Below are 20,663 nucleotides of genomic sequence, written 5' to 3'. Positions count from 1 at the left end.
CCCGTTCCCCGTACGCAATTCAGGTACGGAGGTGTGTCGCCGGGCCGGTTCCCGGCGTGTCGGGCCGACGCGCCGGGGGCGCACCTGAATTGCGAACCCGAGCAAACCCGTGGGTTGAGGAGGCGCGAAGCGCCGTCTCGAAACCCGCCACCCGGGCTAACCCGCCGAGTCCGCGCCCTCCTCGGCCTGCGACTCGTCGAACCCGTCGCGGTAGCCCTCGTTGTACGCCTCGTCGGCGCCCACCCGGAACAGGTCGCGCTCGGCCGGGCGGAGGATGCTGCGCGCGCCCGGGAGGTCGAGGTCGCCCACGTAGCGGCCGAGTCCCCGCACCACGGCGACCGGGACGCCCGACGACTTGCCCTTCACGAGCTCGGCCGCGCCGGCGACCTGGTCGGCCACGCACGGCATCGTGACCGCGAGCGGCTTGCCCGAGGCATCCGCCGACCCGCGCAGGTCGTCGAAGACGTGCACGCCCGCAGCGCCGATGGCGATGTCGGTCTGCCCCTCGCGCCAGGGCCGACCGAGCGTGTCGGAGAGGATGACGCCCACGTGCCGGCCCGTGAGGGCGCGCAGCCCGGTGGCGAGCGCGCGCGCCGACGCGTCGGGGTCGACCGGCAGCAGGAGCACGGTGCCGTGCGGGGCGTTCGACGCGTCGACGCCGGCGGCGGCCCCGATGATGCCCTGCCGGTTCTCGACGATGCGGGTGACGCCGCCCTCGTGCTCGCGCGTCGCCACGATGCGCACGGTCTCCGCGGTGATCGCGGCCTCGCGGTCGTCCGCCTGCACGATACGGCCCTCGGACTTCGACACGACCTTCGAGGTCACGACGAGGATGTCGCCGTCCTCGAGCTCGGTGGCGGAGGCGATGAGCTGGGCGAGGTCGTCGCCCTGCCGGATCTCGGGCAGCCCCTCGACGCCTTCGATGCTGTATGCCACGGGTGACCGCCTCCCTTGCTCCTGCCCCCGATCCTTGCAGCATCGGGCGCGCCGCTGCCAGAATTCGGCTGGTGGGGCGCCCGTCCTGGGGCGAGAGGGGAGGCCGTCATGAGCGATGCCGTCCAGCCGGAGCCGGTCCAGCCGCCTCCGGTCCAGCCGCCGCCGGTCCAGCCGCCGCCGGTCCAGCCGTACGACCAGTACGCGACCGCGGCACCCGCGAAGCGACCGATCATCATGTGGGACCTCGTGACCACGATCGTGCTCCTGGTGCTGATGATCGGCGCGGCGCTCCTCGCGTCCTTCCTCTCCTTCTTCCTCGCGTTCGCCGGCGACTCCTGCGGAGCGAGCTCGGTGTGCGACTACGACCGCATGGCCACCGGCATGATGGTGGCGATGATCGGCCCGCTGCTCGTCGGACTGCTCGCCCTCATCGCCGCGATCATCCTGCTCGTCCTGAGGCGGATCGCGTTCTGGATCCCGCTCCTCGGCATCCTGCTCATCGTCGGGGTGTTCATCGGCGGCTTCGCGCTCACCGCCTCGGGAGTGGTCCGGGCCACGCCGTGATGCCGGGCCCGAGCGGCGCAAGGGGTTGAGCGCGGGGCCCTCCCCGTGCCTACGATCGGTCATGAACGCGCGGCACGCCGGCTCCCTCGACGACGACGCCATCCCCTCCGACGGGCGGGACGAGACGCCCAACGAACGCAGCGACCGCCACTGGACCGACATCCTGCAGGAGCTGCGCGTCGCGCTGACCGGCACGCAGCTCATCGGAGGCTTCCTCCTCGCGGTGGCCTTCCAGCAGCGGTTCACCGAGCTCGACACGTACCAGCTCGCGCTCTACCTGACGCTCGTCGCGCTGGCCGGGCTCGCGACCGTCATCGGCCTCGCACCGGTGACCCTGCATCGCACGCTCTTCGGGCGCCGGGTCAAGGGCCGCATCGTCAGGATGGGCAACCGGCTCCTGATCGCCCACCTCGCCGTCGTCGCGCTGCTCGTACTGGGCGTCACGACCCTCGTCTTCGACTTCGCGCTCTCGCGCGCGGCCGGCATCGTCGCCTTCTCGCTGGGAGCCGTCATCATCGTCGGCTTCTGGGTGGTGCTGCCGCGGCTGCGGCCGGTGCGCGGCGAGGACGACGGGGCCCGGCGCACCCTCGCCGAGGACGCCGACGGCGACGTCGAGGCGTGACGTCCGGGCCGCCGTTCGGCGTCGGTGCCGCCGCATAGGCTTGCTGCATGCGCCTCGCCACCTGGAACGTCAACTCGATCCGCACCCGCGTCGACCGCGTCGTCGACTGGATGGTGCGCGAAGACGTCGACGTCCTGGCCATGCAGGAGATCAAGTGCAAGCCCGAGCAGTTCCCGGCCGAGAAGTTCGAAGAGGCGGGCTACGAGCTCGCCCTGCACGGCTTCGACCAGTGGAACGGCGTCGCCATCGCGAGCCGCAAGCCCATCGAGTCCGTCGAGACGGCGTTCCCCGGCATGCCGGGCTTCGCGAAGGGCGTCGAGGGTCCCGACCAGCCGCAGGAGGCGCGCGCGATCGGCGCCACGGTCGACGGCGTCCGGGTGTGGAGCCTCTACGTCCCCAACGGCCGGTCGCTCGGCGATCCGCACTACGCGTACAAGCTCGACTGGCTCGCCGCGCTGACCGAGTACACCCGCGAGCAGACCGCCTCGTTCCCCGAGGTGCCGTTCGCGCTCGTCGGCGACTTCAACATCGCGCCGTTCGACGTCGACAACGGCGACCCCACGGTCATCGTCGGCCAGACCACGCACGTCTCCCCGCCCGAGCGCGAGGCGTTCTTCACGCTCGAGAACGCCGGCGTCAGCGACGTCGTGCGGTCGCGCGTGCCCGAGGGCCTCTTCACGTACTGGGACTACAAGCAGCTGCGCTTCCCCCGCAACGAGGGCATGCGCATCGACTTCATCCTCGGGTCGTCGGCGTTCGCCGAGGCGGTGACGGATGCCTCGATCCACCGCAACGAGCGCAAGGGCACCGCGCCCTCCGACCACGTCCCCGTACTCGTCGACCTCGCCCTCTCGCGCGTCGACGACGACCTGCCGATGATCTTCGGCTGAGCCGCACGCCGCACCCGCGGCATCCGGACCCGGCGCCCGGTACCAGAACGGATGCCGCGTGCCAATCCCCGGCGGCGGCTGGGCGGCTCCCAGCCGCGCCCGTTACCCTCGGAAGCGTGACGACGACCCCCAGCAGCGTGAAGGGCGACTCCTTCGCCGGCACGACGCTCGTCGAGCGCTACCGCCTCGACGGCCTCATCGGCCGTGGCGGCATGGCGGCCGTGTACCGCGGCGTCGACCTCTCGCTGGGGCGCCCGGTGGCGGTGAAGGTCTTCGCCGAGGCCGCCGAGGGGATCGACGACACCGAGCGCCGGCGCAGCGAGACCGCGCTGCTCGCGAGCCTCTCGCACCGCGCGCTCGTGCGGCTCTACGACGCGGCGCGCGATGAGGCGACCGGCCGCGAGTTCCTCGTGATGGAGCTCGTCGAAGGCCGCGACCTGCGCGAGACCCTGAAGCTCGGCCCTTTGAACGCAGCGGATGCCGCGGGCTTGCTCGCCGACCTCGCCGAGGGCCTGCACGTGATCCACGACCGCGGCATCGTGCACCGCGACGTGAAGCCCGCGAACGTCCTGCTCGAGCCGGCGCACCTGCCGACGCGCACGTGGAACGCCAAGCTCGCCGACTTCGGCATCGCCCGGCTCATCGACGACGCGCGCCTGACCCGCACCGGTCTGCTCGTCGGCACGCCCGGCTACCTCAGCCCCGAGCAGGTGAACGGCCGCCCGCCGACGCCCGCCGCCGACGTCTATTCGCTCGGCCTCCTCCTGCTCGAGGCGCGCACGGGCGAGACCGCGTTCCCGGGCCCGGCCGTCGAGGCCGCGAGCGCGCGGCTCGCACGCGACCCCGACATCCCCGAGTCGCTCGGCCCCGACTGGGTCACCCTGCTGCGCACGATGACCGCGCGCGAGCCCGCCGACCGGCCGACCGCGCTCGAGGTCGCGGTCGCCGCCACGCAGCTCGACACCGCGGCATCCACGGACCCGGGCGTCACGGCGCCGACGATCGCGTTCACGGATGCCGCGGCACCCGACACGGTCGCAGTGACCCCGGCGGCCACGGCCGCGCCCTCCGTCGACGAGGAGGACAGCACCGCCGCGACGCGTGTGCTGCCCGCGGCCGACCGCTCCTTCTTCGCCACGCCTGCCGCGGCCAGGCCCGACGCCACGCCCACGCGGTCCGAGGTGCGCGCACAGGCCCGCGCCGAGCGCGACGGCGAGCGACGCTGGGTGCGCCCGCTCATCGCGATCGGACTCCTGCTCGTGGTCCTCGGCGTCGCCGCGTGGATCGTGATCGGCGCGCTCAGCGCCCCCACGACCGCGCCCGAACCCGCGCCGCTGCCCGCCGTTCCCGGCGAGCTCGGAGTGCACCTCGAACAGCTCGACGAGGCCGTCACCGGAGGCGGATGATGCGATTCGCGAAGTCCCGAACGACCCTCTCCGCGACGATGCTCGGGGCGGGGCTCGTCCTCGGCCTGTCCGCGTGCGCCGCATCGAGCGAGAACACGGCGGCCGCCATGCACGACTCCGTCGTGCAGATCTCCGAGCGCGCGGCGGCCGGCGACTACGCCGGCGCCCTGGCCGAGCTCGCCCTCCTCGAGCGCGACGTCGCCACGGCCGCGGACAACGGCGCGATCGACGCGACACGCGAGGCCGAGATCCAGTCGGCCATGGACGTCGTGCGCGCCGACCTCGAGGCCGCCGATGCGCCCGCCGCGCCGGCGCCGGCGCCCGAGCCGACGACGGATCCCACGCAGAACGGCGACGACAACCCCGACCCCGGCGAGGACAACCCGAACAAGGGCCCGGGCAACAACAACGGCAACAACGGCAACGGGAACGGCGGCAAGGACGGCGGAGGCGGCGACGACTGACGCGAGTCGCGGCATCCGTCGCCCTCGGTCGTCGCCGCGGCGATTCGCGGCTGGCGTCCAGCTTGCGCGCGTACGGTCTCGGCATGACCACGGAAGTCCTCACCGTCATCTGCGCCGCCGGCGTCGTCGTGCCGACGCTGCTCGTCGTCGCGCAGCGGCTGCGCTCGCGCCCCGTGCCGGTGCGCGTCCGTTCCTCGGACGGTCAGCGCCGCCCGGTGAACCGCTCCATCGAGCGGTAGACGCCGAACCCGTCGCCGACGAGCCGATCGAAGACCCGCGTCGGCAGGATGCCGCGCAGCGCGCGTGAGAGTCCGACGCTCCAGGGCAGCTCGACGAGCGGCGACCCCGCGAGCATCGCACGCCAGACCCGGTCGACCACGACCTCGGGCTCGAGGACCGGCGCGAGCAGCGGCCCCTTCGCTCCCGCGAACATGCCCGTGGAGATGTAGCTCGGCGTCACGGTCGTGACCTTCACGTTCCCGTGGTCGGTTTGCTCGAGCTCGAGCCGCAGCGAGTCGCTCCAGCCGATGAGCGCCGCCTTCGACGCGGCGTACACGGCCATGCGCGGGTTGGCGAGCGTGCCGGCCGCCGACGCGATGTTGACGATGCGCGAGGGACGGTAGGCGTCCGCGATCATGCCAGGGATGAACTCGCGCGTGATGTACATGGGCGCGAGCGCGTTGACCTGCATGGTCGGACGGGTGTCCTCGCCATTGTCGGTCTCCCAGAAGTACCGGTTGCCGCGCACGATGCCGGCGTTGTTGATGAGCACGTCGGGGTTGCCGACCTCGCGGCGCACGCGCTGGGCGGTCTTGGCGATCGCGCCGAGATCGCCGACGTCGACGACGTACGACCGCACGGCGGTGCGTCCGCGCGAGATCGCGCCGAGCTCGTCGGCGGCCCTGGCGAGCGCGGCCGCATCGCGGTCCCAGAGGGTGACGGATGCCGCGTGCTCGGCCACGGCGCGCTCGGCGTACATGCGCCCCATGCCGCCGGCCGCACCCGTGATGAGCACCTTCGCGCCCTGCACCGTTCTCGTCATCGCTCCATCTTCGCGCACGCGGATGCCGACGAGTTCCGCGCCGTCGTCAGTCGGCGGATGCCCCGGCCTCGCGGCGCTGCCGCACGATCTCGGCCGACACCCGCGTGATGAGGTCGTATGGCACGGGCTTCGCGTAGGGGAAGTTCACAGAGTCGGTCTTGGCGCGGAACGGTGCGATCTCGGCCTCGAGCCCGCCGTCGAACCGGGGCACGGGGTAGAGGCCGACGTGGTGCTTCCACCCAGCGAAGTGGATGGCGTAGCGCCCGCCGAGCATGACCGCGGCGATGCCGTAGCGCATCTTCTCCTCGCCGTCGGGCACCGCCGCGTGGATCGCCGCGCGCACGCGTTCGAGTACGTCGCGCACGTCGTCGGGGAAGGTCGCGAGGTACTCGTCCACCGTCTGCGGTCCGGCCGCCATGCCAGCAGCGTACAACACCGAACCGATCGGTTCACCGTTGCGGTGCCTCGACACGTGCGAGCATGGGCGGATGACGACTCCCGACATCCGCCTCGTGCCGAAGTCCGACGACGCGACCGCCGAGTGGCTCCCGATCGCGATGGCCGCCTACGAGGCGGCGCGCATGCGCGCGGGCGACACGGCCGAGCAGGCGGCCGCAGCGCGGAAGCTCTCGGAGGAGCAGTTCTTCCCGGGCGGACGTCTCGTCGCCGGGCACTTCGTGTTCACGGTCGAGGCCGACGGCGAGGACGCCGGGTGGCTGTGGATCGGGCCGTCGGGCGACGCGGCGAGCTGGTGGGTGTGGGACGTCGCCGTGCACGAGTCGTTCCGCGGGCGCGGGATCGGACGCGCGACGATGCTGCTCGCCGAGGACGTCGCCCGCTCCCAGGGCGCCGCGTCGATGCGGCTCAACGTGTTCGCCTACAACACGCCGGCGATCCGGCTCTACGACGAGCTCGGCTACGAGACCGCGTCGATGCACAAGCAGAAGCTGCTCTAGAGCCCGCGGGTCGAGGAGCCCGCGCAGCGGGCGTCTCGAGCTCCGCTGGTTGAGGAGCCCGCGCTGCGGGCGTCTCGAGCTCCGCGGGTTGAGGAGCCCGCGCAGCGGGCGTCTCGAAACCCGCTTGCGCACGGGGTTTCGAGACGCGTCCGGCTGCGCCGGGCGCTCCTCAACCCCCGGACTGCTGCGCCGGGCGCTCCTCAACCACCGGAGGCGGTCCCGCGCGCGGCATCCGCCCGGCGCAGCAGCAGCTGCCGCTCGCGCTCGTTCGCGGTCATCGCCGCCGCGCGCTCGAACTCGGCGGCCGCCTCGGCACGGCGTCCCTGGCGCTCGTAGAGGTCGCCGCGCACGCTCGGCACGAGGTGGTACCCGCGCAGCGCGGGCACGTCGTCGAGCTGGTCGAGCAGCGCGAGCCCGGCGGCAGGGCCGTGCGCGCGTCCGAGCGCGACGGCCCGGTTGAGCTCCGCCACGGGCGACCCGGTGCGGCGCCCGAGTCGTTCGTAGAGCTCGGCGACGCGGTCCCAGTCGGTGTCGTCGACGGATGCCGCGCGCGCATGCTCCGCGGCGATCGCCGCCTGCAGCACGTACGGGCCGGCTTCGGCGCCGGGGCCGTCCGCCGCCAGCAGTGCGTCGGCGCGGGCGAGGGCGTCGAGCCCCCGGCGGATGCGCGCGGCATCCCACCGCCTGCGGTCCTGGGCGTCGAGCAGGATCGGCTCGCCGTCGGGACCGGCCCGCGCGGCGAGCCGCGACGACTGCAGTTCCATGAGCGCAGCCAACCCGTGCACCTCGGGGTCGTCGGGCACGAGCGCCGTCAGGATGCGGCCGAGGCGCACGGCCTCGTCGCAGAGCGCGGGGCGCATCCAGTCGTCGCCCTCGGTTGCCGAGTATCCCTCGTTGAAGAGGAGGTAGACCACGCCGAGCACGGTCTCGAGACGTGCGGCGCGCTCGGGCCCGCTCGGCTCCTCGATCGCCGCGCCGGCGTCGGCGAGCGTGCGCTTCGCCCGCGAGACGCGCTGCGCGATGGTCGCCTCGGGCGCGAGGTAGGCCCGGGCGATCTCGCGCGTCGAGAGGCCCGCGACGAGCTTCAGCGTCAGCGTCGTCTGCGCCTCCGGCGTGAGCGCGGGGTGGCAGCAGATGAACATGAGGCGCAGCACGTCGTCCTCGACGTGGTCGATCCCGGCGCCGGGGTCCTCGTCGACTGCCTCCGAGAGCTCGCGCGCGAGCGCTGCGGCGGCCGCGTCGTGCTTGGCGCGGGCGCGGAACGCGTCGACCGCGCGACGCTTCGCCGTGGTCATGAGCCACGCTCCCGGGTTGTCGGGGATGCCGGAGGCCGGCCACTGCGCGAGCGCCGCGACGATCGCGTCCTGGGCGAGATCCTCGGCGAGGCCGACGTCGCGCACGATGCGCACGAGCGCGGCGATGAGCCGCGTCGACTCGAGCCGCCAGACGGCCTCGATCGCGGCGCGCGTCGTCTCGTCGCCCACGCGAGCATGAGACCACGCGCGCCGCGGTCGTGCAAGCTCCCCCGGGTTGAGGAGCCCGCGCAGCGGGCGTCTCGAGACCCGCTGCTCGCGGGCGGGGTTTCGAGACGCGTCCGGCTGCGCCGGGCGCTCCTCAACCACCGGAGCCGACGCGTCCGGCTGCGCCGGGCGCTCCTCAACCACCGGAGCCGACGCGTCCGGCTGCGCCGGGCGCTCCTCGACCACCGGGCCGGTCAGAACTCGGCGATCTGCCGGATCTCGACGCTGCCCTCGAAGCCGGGCCAGTTGTCCTTGTGGATCTGCATCAGCCGCCGGCCGAGCTCGAGCGCCTCGTCGTACGAGCGCACCTCGATGACGGCGTAGCCGCCGACGAGCTCCTTCGCCTCGGTGAACGGGCCGTCGACGGCCTTGATGTTCCCGTCGACGAGCGAGACGATCGCCCCCGCCTCGCTCGGCAGCAGCCCTTGGCTGTCGATCAGCACGCCGTTCGCGCGGCCCCAGCGGTCGTACTCCGCCATCGCCTCGTAGACGGCCGGCGGCGTCTCGCCGTTCGACTCGCTGGACTTCATCAGGCACATGTAACGCATGGGATCCCTCCTCGGTGCGGCGTGCTCCGTCGGCTCGCCCTCACGATAGCGTCGGCGGCTCGTCGCCGTTCTCGACATGCGTCCGAGAAGAGTTCCGACTCGATGTCGAGAACGGATGCCGCGCGGCGACGCCATGGTGAACGACCCGATCGACCGACCGAGTCAGGACCGGAAGGAACGACGCCATGGACATCCGCACCGACACCGCGACCACTCGAGTCGCACCGACCTCGGCGAGCCGACGCCCGGCGCACGCCGGCGATCCGACGACCCGCGCCCTCGTCACGGCGGGCGTCATCGCGGGGCCGCTCTTCGTCGCCGTGGGCGTCGTGCAGGTGCTCACGCGCGAGGGCTTCGACCTCACGCGGCATCCGCTCAGCCTGCTCTCGCTCGGCGACCTCGGCTGGATCCAGATCGCGAACTTCATCGTCGCGGGCGCGCTCATGCTCGCGTTCGCCGTCGGCACCCGGCAGAGCCTCGGCGACGGACCCGGCCGGACCTGGGCGCCCGTGCTGTTCGCGCTCTACGGCGTCGGACTGGTGCTCGGCGGCGCCTTCACCGCCGACCCGGCGCTCGGGTTCCCGGTCGGCACGCCCGACGGCTACCCGACCGAGTGGACGTTCCACGGCACCGTGCACGCGTTCGCCGCACCGCTCGCCTTCCTCGCGCTCGTCGCCGTGACCTGGGTGGTCGCGCGACGACTCGCGTGGGAGGGGCACCGCGCGGCGGCCGCCTGGTCGCGCGTGATCGGCGTGGCGTGCCTGTTGCTCTGCCTGCCGTTCGGGCCTGCGATGAGCTTGCGGCTGTTCGTGGGCGTCGCGCTCGGGTTCGCGTGGATCACCGCCTACGGGGTGTCGCTCCTGCGAACCCGCAACGCCATGGGTTGAGGAGCCCGCGCCGCAGGCGTGTCGAAACCCGCTCGCGGATGCGGTTTCGAGACGCGTCCGGCTCCGCCGGGCGCTCCTCAACCAGCGGAACGCCTCACCAGGGCTCACCGACCTCGGGCAGGAACGCGCGGACCTTGCCGACCGCATCGGGGAAGCACGCCTCGAGCACCTCGGTGGCCGAGATCTCGTTGCCGTAGTCGCCGGTGAGCCGCAGGCCCACGATGGCGTTGATGAGCATGCCGGTCGCCATGAACTCGCGCGTCTCGTCGGCCGAGAAGCCCGCCTCGTCGCGGAGGAAGCGCCAGATGTCGCTGAAGCCGGCGCGGGCGACCCGCCCGATCTCGGGCTCGCCGCCGAGTGCGGTGGAGTTCGCGATGACGGGCAGCATGCCGCGCTCGGCCAGCAGGCCCGTGTAGGCGGTGCCCATGCGCTCGGCCCGGCCGTCGGCGTCGCCCGGGAGCGCCGCGCGGAACTCGTCGATGAGTCGTGCGTACGCCCGCTGGATGACCGCGATGAACAGCTTCTCCTTGGTGCCGAACAGCCGCACGACGTAGGGCTGGCTCACGCCCGCGGCGCGCGCGACCTCGTCGGTAGTGGTGCCCACGTAGGTCTTGGCGCCGAACACGGCCGTGGCCGCCTCGAGGATCAGCTCGCGGCGGTCGGCGGCCTTCATGCGAGCGGCCGGCGCGACGTCTTCGATCGTCATGCTTGACATGTTATCAGTCGATTACTACAGTCTCAAGTAATCATCCGATAACAACTTCAAGGAGCCGACGTGTCCACCGTCCTCGATGCCGCACCCGGGCCGCGTTCGCGGTCCACCGCCGGCCGCCGGCCGAGCCCGCTCTGGCTCGTGCTCGTCGCGACCGCGCTGCCGATGTTCATGGCCACCCTCGACAACCTCGTGATGACGAACGCGCTGCCCGTGCTGCACGCGGAGTTCGGGGCATCCGTCGAGGAACTGCAGTGGTTCATGAACGCCTACACGCTCGCGTTCGCGAGCTCGATCCTCATGGCCGTGGCGCTCGGCGACCGCTACGGGCGCCGCACACTGTTCCTCATCGGCATCGTCGTCTTCACGCTGAGCTCGGCGTTCGCCGCCCTCGCCGCCGACCCGGGCCAGCTCATCGCCGCCCGCGCGTTGCAGGGCTTCGGCGCTGCGGCCATCATGCCGCTCTCGCTCACGCTCCTCGCCGGGAACGTGCCGGTCGCCAAGCGCCCGCTCGCGATCGGCATCTGGGGCGGCGTCGCCGGCCTCGGCGTCGCGACCGGTCCGCTCATCGGCGGCGCGGTGCTCGAGGGCTGGGCCTGGCAGGCGATCTTCTGGATCAACGTCCCCGTCGGCGTCGTCTCGGTCGCGCTGGCCCTGCTCGCCCTGCCGAACAGCTTCGGCGCACGCCTTCGGGCCGACGTGCTCGGGCTCGTGCTCTCGGGCGCAGGCCTGCTCGCCCTCGTCTACGGCATCGTCCGTGGCAACGAGGCCGGCTGGGACAGCCCCGAGGTGCTCGGCAGCATGATCGCAGGCGGCCTGCTGCTCGTCGCGTTCGTCGTCTGGGAGTCCCGCGCTTCGGCACCGCTCCTGCCGCTGCGGCTGTTCCGCGACCGCAGCTTCTCGGTGGCGAACCTCGCCGGCTTCGGGTTCAGCTTCGGCGCGTTCGGGTCGATCTTCATCCTGATCCAGTTCCTGCAGGTGGTGCAGGGCGCGACGCCGCTCGAGGCGGCGCTGCAGACCTCGCCGTGGACGCTCGCGCCGATGGTGGTCGCGCCGCTCGCGGGCTTCATCGCGCCGCGCGTCGGCACCCGCGCACTGATCGTGTCGGGCCTGCTGCTGCTCGGCGGCGCCCTGTTCTGGCTGTCGGGCCTGCTCGACGCCTCGGTCGAGTACCCCGCCTACATCGCGCCGTTCGTGATCGCCGGCGTCGGCATGGGCCTGGTGTTCGCGCCCTCGTCGACCGCGGTGCTGGCCACCATGGTGCCCGACGACCACGCCAAGGCGAGCGGCACGAACTCGATGCTGCGCGAGGTCGGCGTCGCGCTCGGCATCGCCGTGTCCACCGCCGTGTTCACGGGCGCGGGCGGCCAGCTCACGCCGGCCGACTACGCGGTGGGCGCCCAGCCGGCCGTGCTGGTGGGAGCGGCCGTGCTCGTGGCATCCGCGCTCGTCGCCACGCTGCTGCCGGCAGGGCGGGCCGTGAAGACCGCGGCGACGGACGAGAGTGCGACCGAGACGGCCGAGACGGCCGAGCCGTCGGCCGCGGGCGAACCCGTCGGCGCGGGCGTCACCGTCGGCTGAGCAGGATCATCGCATTCGAGGCCCCGTCCGCGCGATCGCGCCGGGCGGGGTCTCGGTCGTCGCGGGCGGTGTCGCGCTAGGCGTTGGCCATGAGTCCGGCGAGCCCGAAGAAGCCCCAGATGATGCCGAGGATGATCGTCACCAGGCCGATGATGATCGCCGCGTTGGCGAAGCCCTTGCCGCGATCGCCGCTCTTGCCCACCTGGTTGAGCGCGATGAAGCCGAGGATGACCGCGATGATGTTGAAGCCGAGGAGCGAGATCACGAACGCGACGATCGAGAGCACGTTCCATTTCCCGGTCGCGGCGGGTGCCGGCGGAAGGTCGTACTCGGCAGGCAGATCGGAGTCGGACATGTGGCCCTCCACTACGGATGGATGACGGTCGCTGCCTGCATCGTGGCAGCAGCGCCGCCGGGGTGTCAACGGCCCAGATCGGGGCACCGGGCCGACACGACGGAGTCCCCGCCACCGACTCAGCAGAGCCGGCGACGGGGACTCCCGCGTCGTACGCGAAGCGACTTAGTTGACGGTCACCGTCGAGTTCGCCATGAGGGCCGTGGCGAAGACGATCCAGAAGATGATGCCGATGATGATCGAGACGAAGCCCAGGACGATCGCCCAGATGGCCAGGCCCCGGCCGCGCTCGCCGGTCTTCTTGATCTGGTTGAGGGCGATGAAGCCCAGGATGATCGAGATCAGGCTGAACCCGAAGAACACGATCACGAAGGCGACGATCGACAGGATGTTCCACTTCTCACCGGTCGCCGGCGCGGGAGCCGCGGCGGCGGCGGGAGCAGGAGCGGGAGGGGCCGGAGCCGGCGCAGGCGTCGCGGCCGGAGTGGGCTCGGGCTGCGCTGCCGGGGGAGGTACTGAATCAGTCATGTGAGCGTTCCTCGCGATCTTGGTGGACGAATGGCCGTTCCGCATACTGGCAGCGTGCCGAACGGCTGTCAACGACCCACGACGGGCGAGTCGTCATCGGGTGACGCAACCGTGATCCGGCGTCATCGGACACGCCGCATGGCGCGATAGGCCAGCCGCTCCTCGGGGGACAGGTGCTCGGTCGCGTACGACAGCATCGTCCGGGGCATCCGCGGGGCGTACTCGTCGAGGAAGGCGATGAGCTCGGCCCGGCCGACGCGCTTGCCGACCTCCCGCAGCATCCAGCCGACCGCCTTGTGCATGAGGTCCTCGCGGTCGTCGAGGAGCCGGGCCGCGAGCCGCAGCGTCGGGGCCGCGTCGCCGGCCTTGATGAACGCGAACGTCGCGAGCACGGCCACCCGGCGTTCCCAGAGCGAAGCGGATGCCGCGAGCCGGTCGAGCAGCGGATCGTCACCGCGCCCGGCGTCCACCAGCACCTCCCCGACGAGCCACTCGGCCGAGCAGTCCACGAGGTCCCAGTTGTCGACGTGACCGGACCGCACCGCGTCGAGGTACGCGACGTGCAGGTCGTGCCGCACGGCGTCGTCGCGGGTGCGGGCACGGCCGGCGACCTGGAACCGGCGGACCATGATGAGCAGGCCCGCGAGCCGGTGCTCGTGCACGCCGCTCGCGAGGAGCCGTTCCACCTCCGGCTGCGGGAGGTCGGCGAAGCGCGCGACCACGGTGCGCGTGGCGGGCACGGTCACGCCGATGAACACGTCGCCCTCGCCGTACTCCCCGGGTCCCGTCTTGAAGAACCGAGCCGAGCCGGCGGCCCGCTCGGGGGAGGCGAGCTCGCCGAGCGCCGCCTGCACGTCCTCGGCGGTGGCAGCGGCATCCCGCGCCGAAGCCCCGCTCATGCGACCCATGTGCGGCACCCTACCGGCCGTGACCGCAGGCATCGCGAACGGGCGCGGCGGTCGTCACCGACTCGCCGCGCCCGTGAAGGGATCGCTCGGAAGCGCGCTTCAGAACGAGCCTCCGATCGGCGACGGGTCGTCGTCGACGGTGTCGCTGCTCGGAGCGGTGTCACCGCCACGGCTGGGGGACAGGTCGTCGCGCACGTCGACCGGCGCGCTGCGCTGCACCTCGGTGCTGCCCTTCAGCTCGCGCATGGCGTCGGCGCTGAACGCCGTCTGCTCGACCGCGACGGGCTGCGAGTGCAGCTCGCGCCGAGCGTCGGCGCTGACGCTGCGGGCGGACTGGGGGGCCGCGCCCTGCGCGTGCAGCTCGCGGAGGACGTCCGCGCTGAACCCACGGGGCTCCTGGGCGGCCAGTTCGGCCAGGCGTTCGGTGACGCGGTCGTGCACCTGCGTGGGTGAGAGGTCGTCGCGCACGATGACTGCGCCCTCGGCGAGGCCGATCACGCTTGCGGCGTTCGCCGCCGGGCGCAGGTCGTCGCGGACCTGTCCGCCCTGTGCGGCCACGCCGGCGCAGCCGCTCATCAGAACCACCAGCGACGCGATCGCGATGACCGGTGCCGCCGTCCTTGCATTCATGGTTCCGTTCCTTCCTGGTTGGGGCTCCACGGGGGTGTGGGGTAGTCGTGAAGTTACGGATGCCGCGGCGACGCCGGATCCGGGATGCCACCCGGAACCGCCACCGAATATCCTGAGCTTTTCTCAGTGCTGACCACGGGCGTATGCTCCGAGCGGAGGGGGCGGACGCCCTGAGAGCCTCGCGGCGGAGGCGTGCGCGCGGTGGCGGAGTCCGTCGCGGGATCGCACGTGCACGCAAGAAAGCCGCAGCCGCCCGCAACACATCGCGGGAAGCCTGCGTCTAGCCTTGGAACAGCGGCCGATCCGGCCGCAACGGGATCGCACTCGCGACCGCATCCACGCACCCACGGGGAACGGAGGTCACATGTCGAACATCACGATCGACGCCATCATCGGCGAACCCGAGGTCCTCGAGGACGAGGTCACCGCCGCCGACATCGCGCTCGCGCACGGCGTCGAGTCCGACCCGGCGTGGCTCCGACTCAAGGAGTCGGCCACGAAGCTGCAGGCTCTGCAGGTGAAGGACGGGTCCGTGCCCCCGTCGACGGGCTCGGGGACCGATTCGACGGGCTCAGGGACCGATTCGACGGGCTCGCGGACCGATGCGGTCGCCGAGGCTTCCGTGCTCGTCGACGCCATCGTGGAGTCGATCGAGGCGCTCGCGCCGCGGTTCCCGCACGAGCGCGCGTACCTCGCGGCATCCGTCGCGGACTTCCGGCGCTGGCAGGGCGAGGGCTTCGGCGTGCCCGACTTCCTCGACTCGCTCGTCGAGTTCCAGCCGCAGCGGCACCGCATCGACGGCATCCGCCACCTCGTGGTGTTCCCCATGTACACGCAGAACGGCTCGGCCGACCGGCACGTCGAGGCGCTCGTCGTCGAGACGATCTGGCCCGAGTTCATCGCCGCCCTCGAGGCGGGCGACTACTCGAACAAGCTGTTCGTCTCGCTCCGGCTGGTGGACTTCACGCCCGGTTACGACACGAACTCGGCGGTGCTGTTCCCCGAGACCGTGGCGATGCGGGAGATCCCGCCGTTCACGTGGGGCGCGATCTTCCAGGACCGCGAGGCCGCCCGGTACCGTCGGGTCGTGCGCGCTGCCGCGGAGATCACGAAGCTCGAGCTGCCCGCCGACGCCGCGTCGCTGCTCGACGACCAGAAGCTCGCCGAGCGCACGTTCGTGATGTGGGACATCATCCACGACCGAACGCACATGCGCGGCGACCTGCCGTTCGACCCGTTCATGATCAAGCAGCGCATGCCGTTCTTCCTGTACTCGCTCGAGGAGCTGCGCTGCGACCTCACCGCGTTCCGCGAGTCGGTGAAGATCGAGCGGCAGCTGCAGGCGCGCACCACGGCGGTCCCTGAGCTCGTCGAAGGGGCGGCCCCGCTCTCCGACGTCGAGCAGCAGCTGCTCGAGCACGCCAAGCTCGTGCAGTACGCCGTGATCTTCGACCGGATCTTCCGGTTCGCGATCACCGGCTCGCGCGTGCGCAACTACGACGGGCTCGGCGGCCAGCTCCTGTTCGCCTGGCTCCACCAGAAGCACGTGCTCGAGTGGACCGACGTCTCGCTGAGCTTCGACTGGTCGGCCGTGCCCGATGCGGTCGTGGAGCTCGGCGACGCCATCGACGAGCTCTACTGGAAGTCGATCGACCGTCCGAAGACGGCGCACTGGCTCGCCGCCTACGAGCTGGTGCGCGGCGTGCTCACGCCGAACCCGGCGTCGGTGTGGGCCGAGGGACTGCCACGCGACGTGCTCGCCGGCGCCCCCAAGGGCTACACCGACCTCGTGATGGACGACGAGTTCCCGCTCTCGATGTTCTACGAGGCGCTCGACAAGAAGATGAAGCCGGTCATCGAGTCGACGGTCGGCATCACCGGCGCCTCGGAGGCCTGACGTGGCGGTCGCCGGCCGGACCGTGCTCATCGCGGGGGCGACGAGCACGTCCGGCCGGGCCGTCGCGCGGGCCCTGCTCGACGCGGGCGCCCGCGTGGTCGCCGTCGGCAGCGACGAGGAGCGCATCCGGGCGCTCGAGCAGGAGCTCCCCGGCGTGCTCGGCGAGCACGCCGACCTGACCGACGGCGACGACGTGCTCGAGCTGTCGATGCGGGTGCGCGCGCGCACCGGCGACATCGACGGCGTGATCCACCTCATCGGCGGTTGGCGCGGCGGGGGCGGCATCATGGGCCAGACCGAGGAGGACTATCGCGTCCTCGAACGGTCGTTCACGGCGCTGCGCTACGTGAGCCGTGCGTTCTGGCAGGACATGATCACCTCGACCGCCGGCAGGATCGCGATCGTCTCCTCGACGACGGTCGAGAACCCGACCACCGGCAACGCGAACTACGCGGCCGTCAAGGCCGCCAGCGAGTCGTGGATGCGCTCGCTCGCGAAGGGCTTCGCCCCTCGGCCGGTCGACTCCGCCGGAGCGCGACAGCCCGTGGAGCCCGGCGGCGGGGCCGCGGTCATCTACCGCGTGCGCTCGCTCTCGGGGCTCGAGGAGGAGCTCGCGGCATCCGTCGTCGAGCTTTGGGACGGCTCGGCGAGCGAGCTCAATGGGGCCGTCATCACGCTGGGCGGCTGAGGATCGGGCCCGGGCGAGCAGCCCGGGTTCAGGACTCCGGCGTGATGCCGATGCCGTCGGCGGGCGGCGGCTCGGTGCCCGAGCGCATCGAGGTCTGGTCGCTGCAGTGCTCGAGCGCCGCCTGCCACCGGCCGACCTGGCCGTGCGAGAGGTCGAGCGGCATCGCCGGGAACCGGTTCGACGTGTCGGGACCCGGGTTCCACCACTCCCAGTAGAGGTACTCCTCGCCGGCGGCGGCCATGCACTCGCGCAGCACCTGCTGGAACGCGAGCCACGACTCGCGCTCGGCCTGCGTCGGCGGCACGGCGACGTCGGGCACCCCGTTGCCCCGGCCGGGGTCGTCGGCGCCGGGCGTCGGCGACGGCACCGGCGCGGGAGTGGGCGACGGGGCCGGTGAGGCGGGCGCTGTGGCCGGTGCGCGGTCGGGCGGGGTCGGGCCGGTCGAGGGGACCGGCGCACCACCGGCCTCCGCCTCGTCGAGGGCGCCGTTCGTCGGCGAGCCCGGGTCGGCGCCCGCCGACACGTCGTACTCGCCGGCGTCGGTCGAGGCGGGCGCCGGGTAGCGCGCGTCGTAGAAGACGGGTGCGCCCGTGGTGGCCGCGGCGGCGCCGACGAAGAGGGCGGCTCCGACGGCTGCGGCGACCCCGAGGCTCGCGAGCCACGCCTTGCGCATGCCGCACCCCCAGCCGTCGTCCGCCATCGAGGCGCCGGCGGCGGCGCCCGTGTCCGGACATGCTAGCCGCGACCACTGACCCCCGAAAGAGGTACGGCGTTTCGAGACCGGATCGTCACACGGCGGGCGGCGCCGAGGCATCCGCCGTCGGCTCGTCGCCCGACGCGGCATCCGACGTCACGTCTCGTGCCGTGTCGGCCGGCGCGTGCTGGCGACGGCTCAGCAGCACGAACGGCGCGGCGAACACGGTGATGACACCGCTCCAGAGCATCGACGCACCGTAGCCGCCGAGGTCGGCCGATCGCCCGAGGATCGGCTGGAAGACCACGCCGCCCGCGCTGCCGAGGAGCGAGTCGAACGAGAGCACCGTCGCACGCTGCTTCGACGGGATCATGTCGTTGAGGTAGGCGCGGTGCACGGGATCGTCGATCGACGAGGCGACACCCCAGAGGGCGATGAGCACGACCGCGACCCAGAAGTTCGTCGTGAACGCCAGCGCGATGAGCACCGCGGTGCTCGAGAGCGTCGCGAGCAGGATCGTCGAGGTCCGCTTGCGGAACAGCCGGCGAACGCGGGGCGCGAGGAGGCCGCCGACGATGCCGGCACCCGAGAGGAGGGCGGCGGCGAGACCGGCGATCGTGTACGCGCTCTCGTCGCCCCACAACTCGAGCAGGTAGGGCTGCAGCGCGTAGAACGCGTAGATGCCGACGCCGGCCGTGAACGGCGTCGCGAGCATGAGCCAGCGCACGGGCGGGTTGCCGAGGCCGTACTTCACCGAGGCGCGGAACACGTTCCTGGTGGCCTTGATCGGCCCCGCGCCGCGCTCGGGCGTGAACCCGAGGTCGTGCATGAGCAACGCAGCCACGACGAGCATGACGACGAGGATGCCGGCTCGCAGCAGGAACGGGACGCCGAGGTTGGTGAGCTGCGCCACGATGCCGCCGAGCACCGAACCGCCGAGCATCGCGACGTTGCCGACGACGATGGCACGCCCGAACACCGTTTCCAGGCTGCCGCGGTAGTCGGTCGCATGCAGGGCGTCGACGAGCCACGCGTCGACCGCGCCGGAGAAGAACGTGAACCCGAGGCCGAGCAGCACCGACACGATCGCCCATGCCCAGAACGGCGACTGCCAGACCCAGAGCAGCCAGTACAGCACGGTCGTCACCGCGAGGGTCAGCGTGCCGAGCAGGTACGACGCACGCCGCCCGACCGTGTCGGCCACCACGCCGGTCGGGATCTCGAAGAGGAACATGCCCGCGCTGAAGAACGCGTTGGCGGCGAACGCCTCGAGGTTCGACAGTCCGGCGTCGAGCAGGAACAGCGTGTTGATGCCCCAGATGAACGAGGCCGCAAGCGTGTTGCCGAGCATCAGCGTGTAGTACACGCCCTGGACGCGGCGGGCGGCCCGGTTCGTCCCGGCCGCCTGGGTCATGCCGCTCCCCGTCGTGGCGTCATCCGTTCATCTTCCACCGCGGCGGCGCGCCACGCCAAGGGGTCGGATGCCGCGTTCGATAGCCTCCGCACATGGTGCGCTTCCTCATCCGCATTGCCGTCTTCCTCGGCTCGGCCGCGCTCGGGCTGCTGCTCGCGGCCCTCCTCATCCCCGGCTTCCACGTGCACGCGGCGGGCTTCATCGTCGCGATCCTCGTGTTCGCCGCCGCGCAGGCCCTGATCGAGTGGCTCATCGAGCGCATCTTCCACCGGTCGGCGCCCACCGTCGCCGGCATCGCCGGGCTGGCGTCGACGTTCCTCGCGCTGTGGCTCGCGACGCTGCTCTCCGACGGCCTCAGCTTCGACGGGGTCGCGGCGTGGATCCTCGCCGCCGTAGTGGTCTGGCTCACGACCGCGCTGCTCGGGTGGCTCGCGGCGAAGTTCCTCATCGATCGCCGCCGGAGCGAGCGGAAGGCCTGACCCGAGCCGCTGGCGCTTGCCCGGCCACCCGCGCGGTCCCAGACTGAGGGCAGCCCGGATCACTCCGATCGCCCACCCGAGGAACGAGGCGACGATGCCCACCATCACGAGCTCCGACGGAACCCGGCTGAACTACGTCGAGACGGGCGACCCGGCGGCCCGTCCGGTGGTACTCATCGCCGGGTTCAAGGCGGCCGCGACGACCTGGTCCTACCAGGTGAAGCCGCTCGCCCGGGCCGGCCTCCGCGTGATCGCGTTCGACCGGCGCGGTCACGGCGCCTCCGAGATCGGCCCCGACGACCACACCATGGACCGGCACGGCGCGGACATCCACGACCTCCTGCGTGAACTCGAGCTCGACGACGTCACGCTCGTCGGGCAGTCGATGGGCGGCAACGCGATCTGGTCGTGCGTGCGACAGTTCGGCACCGGCGGCATCCGTGACATCGTCATCGTCGACCAGACGCCGAAGATGCTCAACACGGCCGACTGGCCGTTCGGGTTCTACGACTACGACGCCTCGAACGTCGACACCCTGTTCTCGTCCGGCATCCCCGACCCCGGCCGGCACCCGGCGAAGTCGAAGGGGCTCGTGCGCATCGCCCGCGTGCTGAAGGCGATGGACGTGCCGAAGGGCGGCAAGCCCACGTTCACGGCCGCCGAGCTCGAGCTGCTCGACGACCACGCCAAGCGCGACTGGCGCAGCACGGTCGCGGAGGCGGACGTGCCCGTGCTCTTCATCGCCGGCGCCGAGAGCGAGTTCTGGCCGTCCGAGCACGCCGCGGCATCCGCAGCCCTGAACCCCCGCGCGTCGTCGACCGTGATCGAGCGCGACGGACACGCCGCGAACATCGAGCAGCCCGGGCGGTTCAACACCGAGCTGCTCGGGTTCCTGCAGCCGGCCGCCTCCCCCGACCGATGACCGGGCTGTCCTAGCATGAG

The 20,663-nt window shown here is 72.1% G+C and carries 25 protein-coding genes; 13 read left to right on the top strand and 12 right to left on the bottom strand.

Annotated elements, in window-relative coordinates; translation table 11 throughout:
* Nucleotides 1-156 precede the first annotated feature (156 nt).
* A complete protein-coding gene (locus ACFVN5_RS03035) occupies nt 157-936 on the bottom strand; it encodes a coenzyme F420-0:L-glutamate ligase (RefSeq protein WP_376953148.1) in 780 nt (259 codons plus the stop codon).
* Nucleotides 937-1,044: 108 nt separating this feature from the next.
* Here ACFVN5_RS03035 and ACFVN5_RS03030 point away from each other — a divergent pair, with 108 nt between their 5' ends.
* The 6 genes from ACFVN5_RS03030 (at nt 1,045) to ACFVN5_RS03005 (ending at nt 5,121) form a co-directional block, all read left to right on the top strand.
* Complete coding sequence (locus ACFVN5_RS03030; RefSeq protein WP_376953147.1) at nt 1,045-1,500, top strand: DUF6264 family protein; 456 nt, start codon at nt 1,045-1,047, stop codon at nt 1,498-1,500.
* Nucleotides 1,501-1,561: 61 nt separating this feature from the next.
* Nucleotides 1,562-2,122: a DUF6328 family protein gene (locus tag ACFVN5_RS03025; protein ID WP_376953146.1), complete on the top strand. Its 561-nt coding sequence runs from the start codon at nt 1,562-1,564 to the stop codon at nt 2,120-2,122.
* A gap of 47 nt (nt 2,123-2,169) precedes the next feature.
* A complete protein-coding gene (locus tag ACFVN5_RS03020; protein ID WP_376953145.1) occupies nt 2,170-3,012 on the top strand; it encodes an exodeoxyribonuclease III in 843 nt (280 codons plus the stop codon).
* 116 nt (nt 3,013-3,128) lie between these two features.
* The gene (locus ACFVN5_RS03015; protein ID WP_376953144.1) at nt 3,129-4,418 is read left to right on the top strand and encodes a serine/threonine-protein kinase; all 1,290 of its coding nucleotides are present in this window, start codon (nt 3,129-3,131) and stop codon (nt 4,416-4,418) included.
* The gene (locus tag ACFVN5_RS03010) at nt 4,418-4,882 is read left to right on the top strand and encodes a hypothetical protein (protein ID WP_376953143.1); all 465 of its coding nucleotides are present in this window, start codon (nt 4,418-4,420) and stop codon (nt 4,880-4,882) included. The genes ACFVN5_RS03015 and ACFVN5_RS03010 overlap by 1 nt, the downstream gene beginning before the upstream one ends.
* Before the next feature lie 83 nt (nt 4,883-4,965).
* Nucleotides 4,966-5,121 (top strand): hypothetical protein, encoded by a 156-nt coding sequence (locus ACFVN5_RS03005; protein ID WP_376953142.1) that lies wholly within the window; start codon nt 4,966-4,968, stop codon nt 5,119-5,121.
* Here ACFVN5_RS03005 and ACFVN5_RS03000 read toward each other — a convergent pair.
* Together ACFVN5_RS03000 and ACFVN5_RS02995 are read right to left on the bottom strand one after the other, a co-directional pair.
* Complete coding sequence (locus ACFVN5_RS03000) at nt 5,085-5,924, bottom strand: SDR family NAD(P)-dependent oxidoreductase (RefSeq protein ID WP_376953141.1); 840 nt, start codon at nt 5,922-5,924, stop codon at nt 5,085-5,087. The two genes, ACFVN5_RS03005 and ACFVN5_RS03000, sit on opposite strands and share 37 nt — an antisense overlap.
* 46 nt (nt 5,925-5,970) lie before the next feature.
* Nucleotides 5,971-6,342 (bottom strand): iron chaperone, encoded by a 372-nt coding sequence (locus tag ACFVN5_RS02995; RefSeq protein ID WP_376953140.1) that lies wholly within the window; start codon nt 6,340-6,342, stop codon nt 5,971-5,973.
* Nucleotides 6,343-6,412: 70 nt separating this feature from the next.
* Between ACFVN5_RS02995 and ACFVN5_RS02990 the strand changes: the two genes are divergently transcribed.
* The gene (locus ACFVN5_RS02990) at nt 6,413-6,880 is read left to right on the top strand and encodes a GNAT family N-acetyltransferase (protein WP_376953139.1); all 468 of its coding nucleotides are present in this window, start codon (nt 6,413-6,415) and stop codon (nt 6,878-6,880) included.
* 200 nt (nt 6,881-7,080) lie between these two features.
* On the opposite strand, the gene ACFVN5_RS02985 is transcribed toward ACFVN5_RS02990, so the two are convergent.
* Nucleotides 7,081-8,364 (bottom strand): RNA polymerase sigma factor, encoded by a 1,284-nt coding sequence (locus ACFVN5_RS02985; protein WP_376953138.1) that lies wholly within the window; start codon nt 8,362-8,364, stop codon nt 7,081-7,083.
* Nucleotides 8,365-8,594: 230 nt separating this feature from the next.
* Nucleotides 8,595-8,948 carry a YciI family protein gene (locus tag ACFVN5_RS02980; protein WP_376953137.1) on the bottom strand — a complete coding sequence of 118 codons (354 nt, stop codon included), beginning with the start codon at nt 8,946-8,948 and terminating at the stop codon, nt 8,595-8,597.
* 185 nt (nt 8,949-9,133) lie between these two features.
* On the opposite strand from ACFVN5_RS02980, the gene ACFVN5_RS02975 reads away from it, so the two are divergent.
* Nucleotides 9,134-9,835 (top strand): DUF998 domain-containing protein, encoded by a 702-nt coding sequence (locus ACFVN5_RS02975; protein ID WP_376953136.1) that lies wholly within the window; start codon nt 9,134-9,136, stop codon nt 9,833-9,835.
* 94 nt (nt 9,836-9,929) lie between these two features.
* On the opposite strand, the gene ACFVN5_RS02970 is transcribed toward ACFVN5_RS02975, so the two are convergent.
* Nucleotides 9,930-10,541, bottom strand: a complete 612-nt coding sequence (locus ACFVN5_RS02970) for a TetR/AcrR family transcriptional regulator (RefSeq protein ID WP_376953135.1) — start codon at nt 10,539-10,541, stop codon at nt 9,930-9,932.
* 69 nt (nt 10,542-10,610) lie between these two features.
* On the opposite strand from ACFVN5_RS02970, the gene ACFVN5_RS02965 reads away from it, so the two are divergent.
* Nucleotides 10,611-12,128 (top strand): DHA2 family efflux MFS transporter permease subunit, encoded by a 1,518-nt coding sequence (locus ACFVN5_RS02965; protein WP_376953134.1) that lies wholly within the window; start codon nt 10,611-10,613, stop codon nt 12,126-12,128.
* Nucleotides 12,129-12,204: 76 nt separating this feature from the next.
* Here the strand turns inward: ACFVN5_RS02965 and ACFVN5_RS02960 are convergent, their stop codons facing one another.
* The 4 genes from ACFVN5_RS02960 to ACFVN5_RS02945 form a co-directional block, all read right to left on the bottom strand.
* Nucleotides 12,205-12,483, bottom strand: coding sequence for a DUF4190 domain-containing protein (locus ACFVN5_RS02960; RefSeq protein WP_376953133.1), 279 nt, complete (start codon nt 12,481-12,483; stop codon nt 12,205-12,207).
* Between the two features lie 165 nt (nt 12,484-12,648).
* Complete coding sequence (locus ACFVN5_RS02955) at nt 12,649-13,011, bottom strand: DUF4190 domain-containing protein (protein WP_376953132.1); 363 nt, start codon at nt 13,009-13,011, stop codon at nt 12,649-12,651.
* Nucleotides 13,012-13,133: 122 nt separating this feature from the next.
* Entirely contained in the window at nt 13,134-13,919 is a 786-nt protein-coding gene (locus ACFVN5_RS02950) for a DNA alkylation repair protein (RefSeq protein WP_376953131.1), read from the bottom strand.
* Nucleotides 13,920-14,018: 99 nt separating this feature from the next.
* Entirely contained in the window at nt 14,019-14,549 is a 531-nt protein-coding gene (locus tag ACFVN5_RS02945; protein ID WP_376953130.1) for a hypothetical protein, read from the bottom strand.
* Nucleotides 14,550-14,913: 364 nt separating this feature from the next.
* Between ACFVN5_RS02945 and ACFVN5_RS02940 the strand changes: the two genes are divergently transcribed.
* Together ACFVN5_RS02940 and ACFVN5_RS02935 are read left to right on the top strand one after the other, a co-directional pair.
* Complete coding sequence (locus tag ACFVN5_RS02940) at nt 14,914-16,446, top strand: DUF6421 family protein (RefSeq protein WP_376953129.1); 1,533 nt, start codon at nt 14,914-14,916, stop codon at nt 16,444-16,446.
* Nucleotide 16,447: 1 nt separating this feature from the next.
* Nucleotides 16,448-17,134 (top strand): SDR family NAD(P)-dependent oxidoreductase, encoded by a 687-nt coding sequence (locus ACFVN5_RS02935; protein WP_376953128.1) that lies wholly within the window; start codon nt 16,448-16,450, stop codon nt 17,132-17,134.
* Nucleotides 17,135-17,162: 28 nt separating this feature from the next.
* Here ACFVN5_RS02935 and ACFVN5_RS02930 read toward each other — a convergent pair whose 3' ends face one another.
* On the bottom strand, nt 17,163-17,807 hold the full coding sequence (locus ACFVN5_RS02930; protein WP_376953127.1) for a hypothetical protein: 645 nt from the start codon (nt 17,805-17,807) through the stop codon (nt 17,163-17,165).
* Nucleotides 17,808-17,922: 115 nt separating this feature from the next.
* The gene (locus ACFVN5_RS02925; RefSeq protein WP_376953126.1) at nt 17,923-19,242 is read right to left on the bottom strand and encodes an MFS transporter; all 1,320 of its coding nucleotides are present in this window, start codon (nt 19,240-19,242) and stop codon (nt 17,923-17,925) included.
* Nucleotides 19,243-19,334: 92 nt separating this feature from the next.
* Here ACFVN5_RS02925 and ACFVN5_RS02920 point away from each other — a divergent pair, with 92 nt between their 5' ends.
* Nucleotides 19,335-19,721, top strand: coding sequence for a hypothetical protein (locus ACFVN5_RS02920; RefSeq protein ID WP_376953125.1), 387 nt, complete (start codon nt 19,335-19,337; stop codon nt 19,719-19,721).
* A gap of 94 nt (nt 19,722-19,815) precedes the next feature.
* On the top strand, nt 19,816-20,643 hold the full coding sequence (locus ACFVN5_RS02915) for an alpha/beta fold hydrolase (RefSeq protein ID WP_376953124.1): 828 nt from the start codon (nt 19,816-19,818) through the stop codon (nt 20,641-20,643).
* Nucleotides 20,644-20,663: the final 20 nt, after the last annotated feature.

Origin of the sequence: Agromyces sp. NPDC057865, assembly GCF_042796995.1 — a bacterium.
GTDB lineage: Bacteria > Actinomycetota > Actinomycetes > Actinomycetales > Microbacteriaceae > Agromyces.
This window is presented reverse-complemented; position numbering and strand designations above follow the sequence as displayed.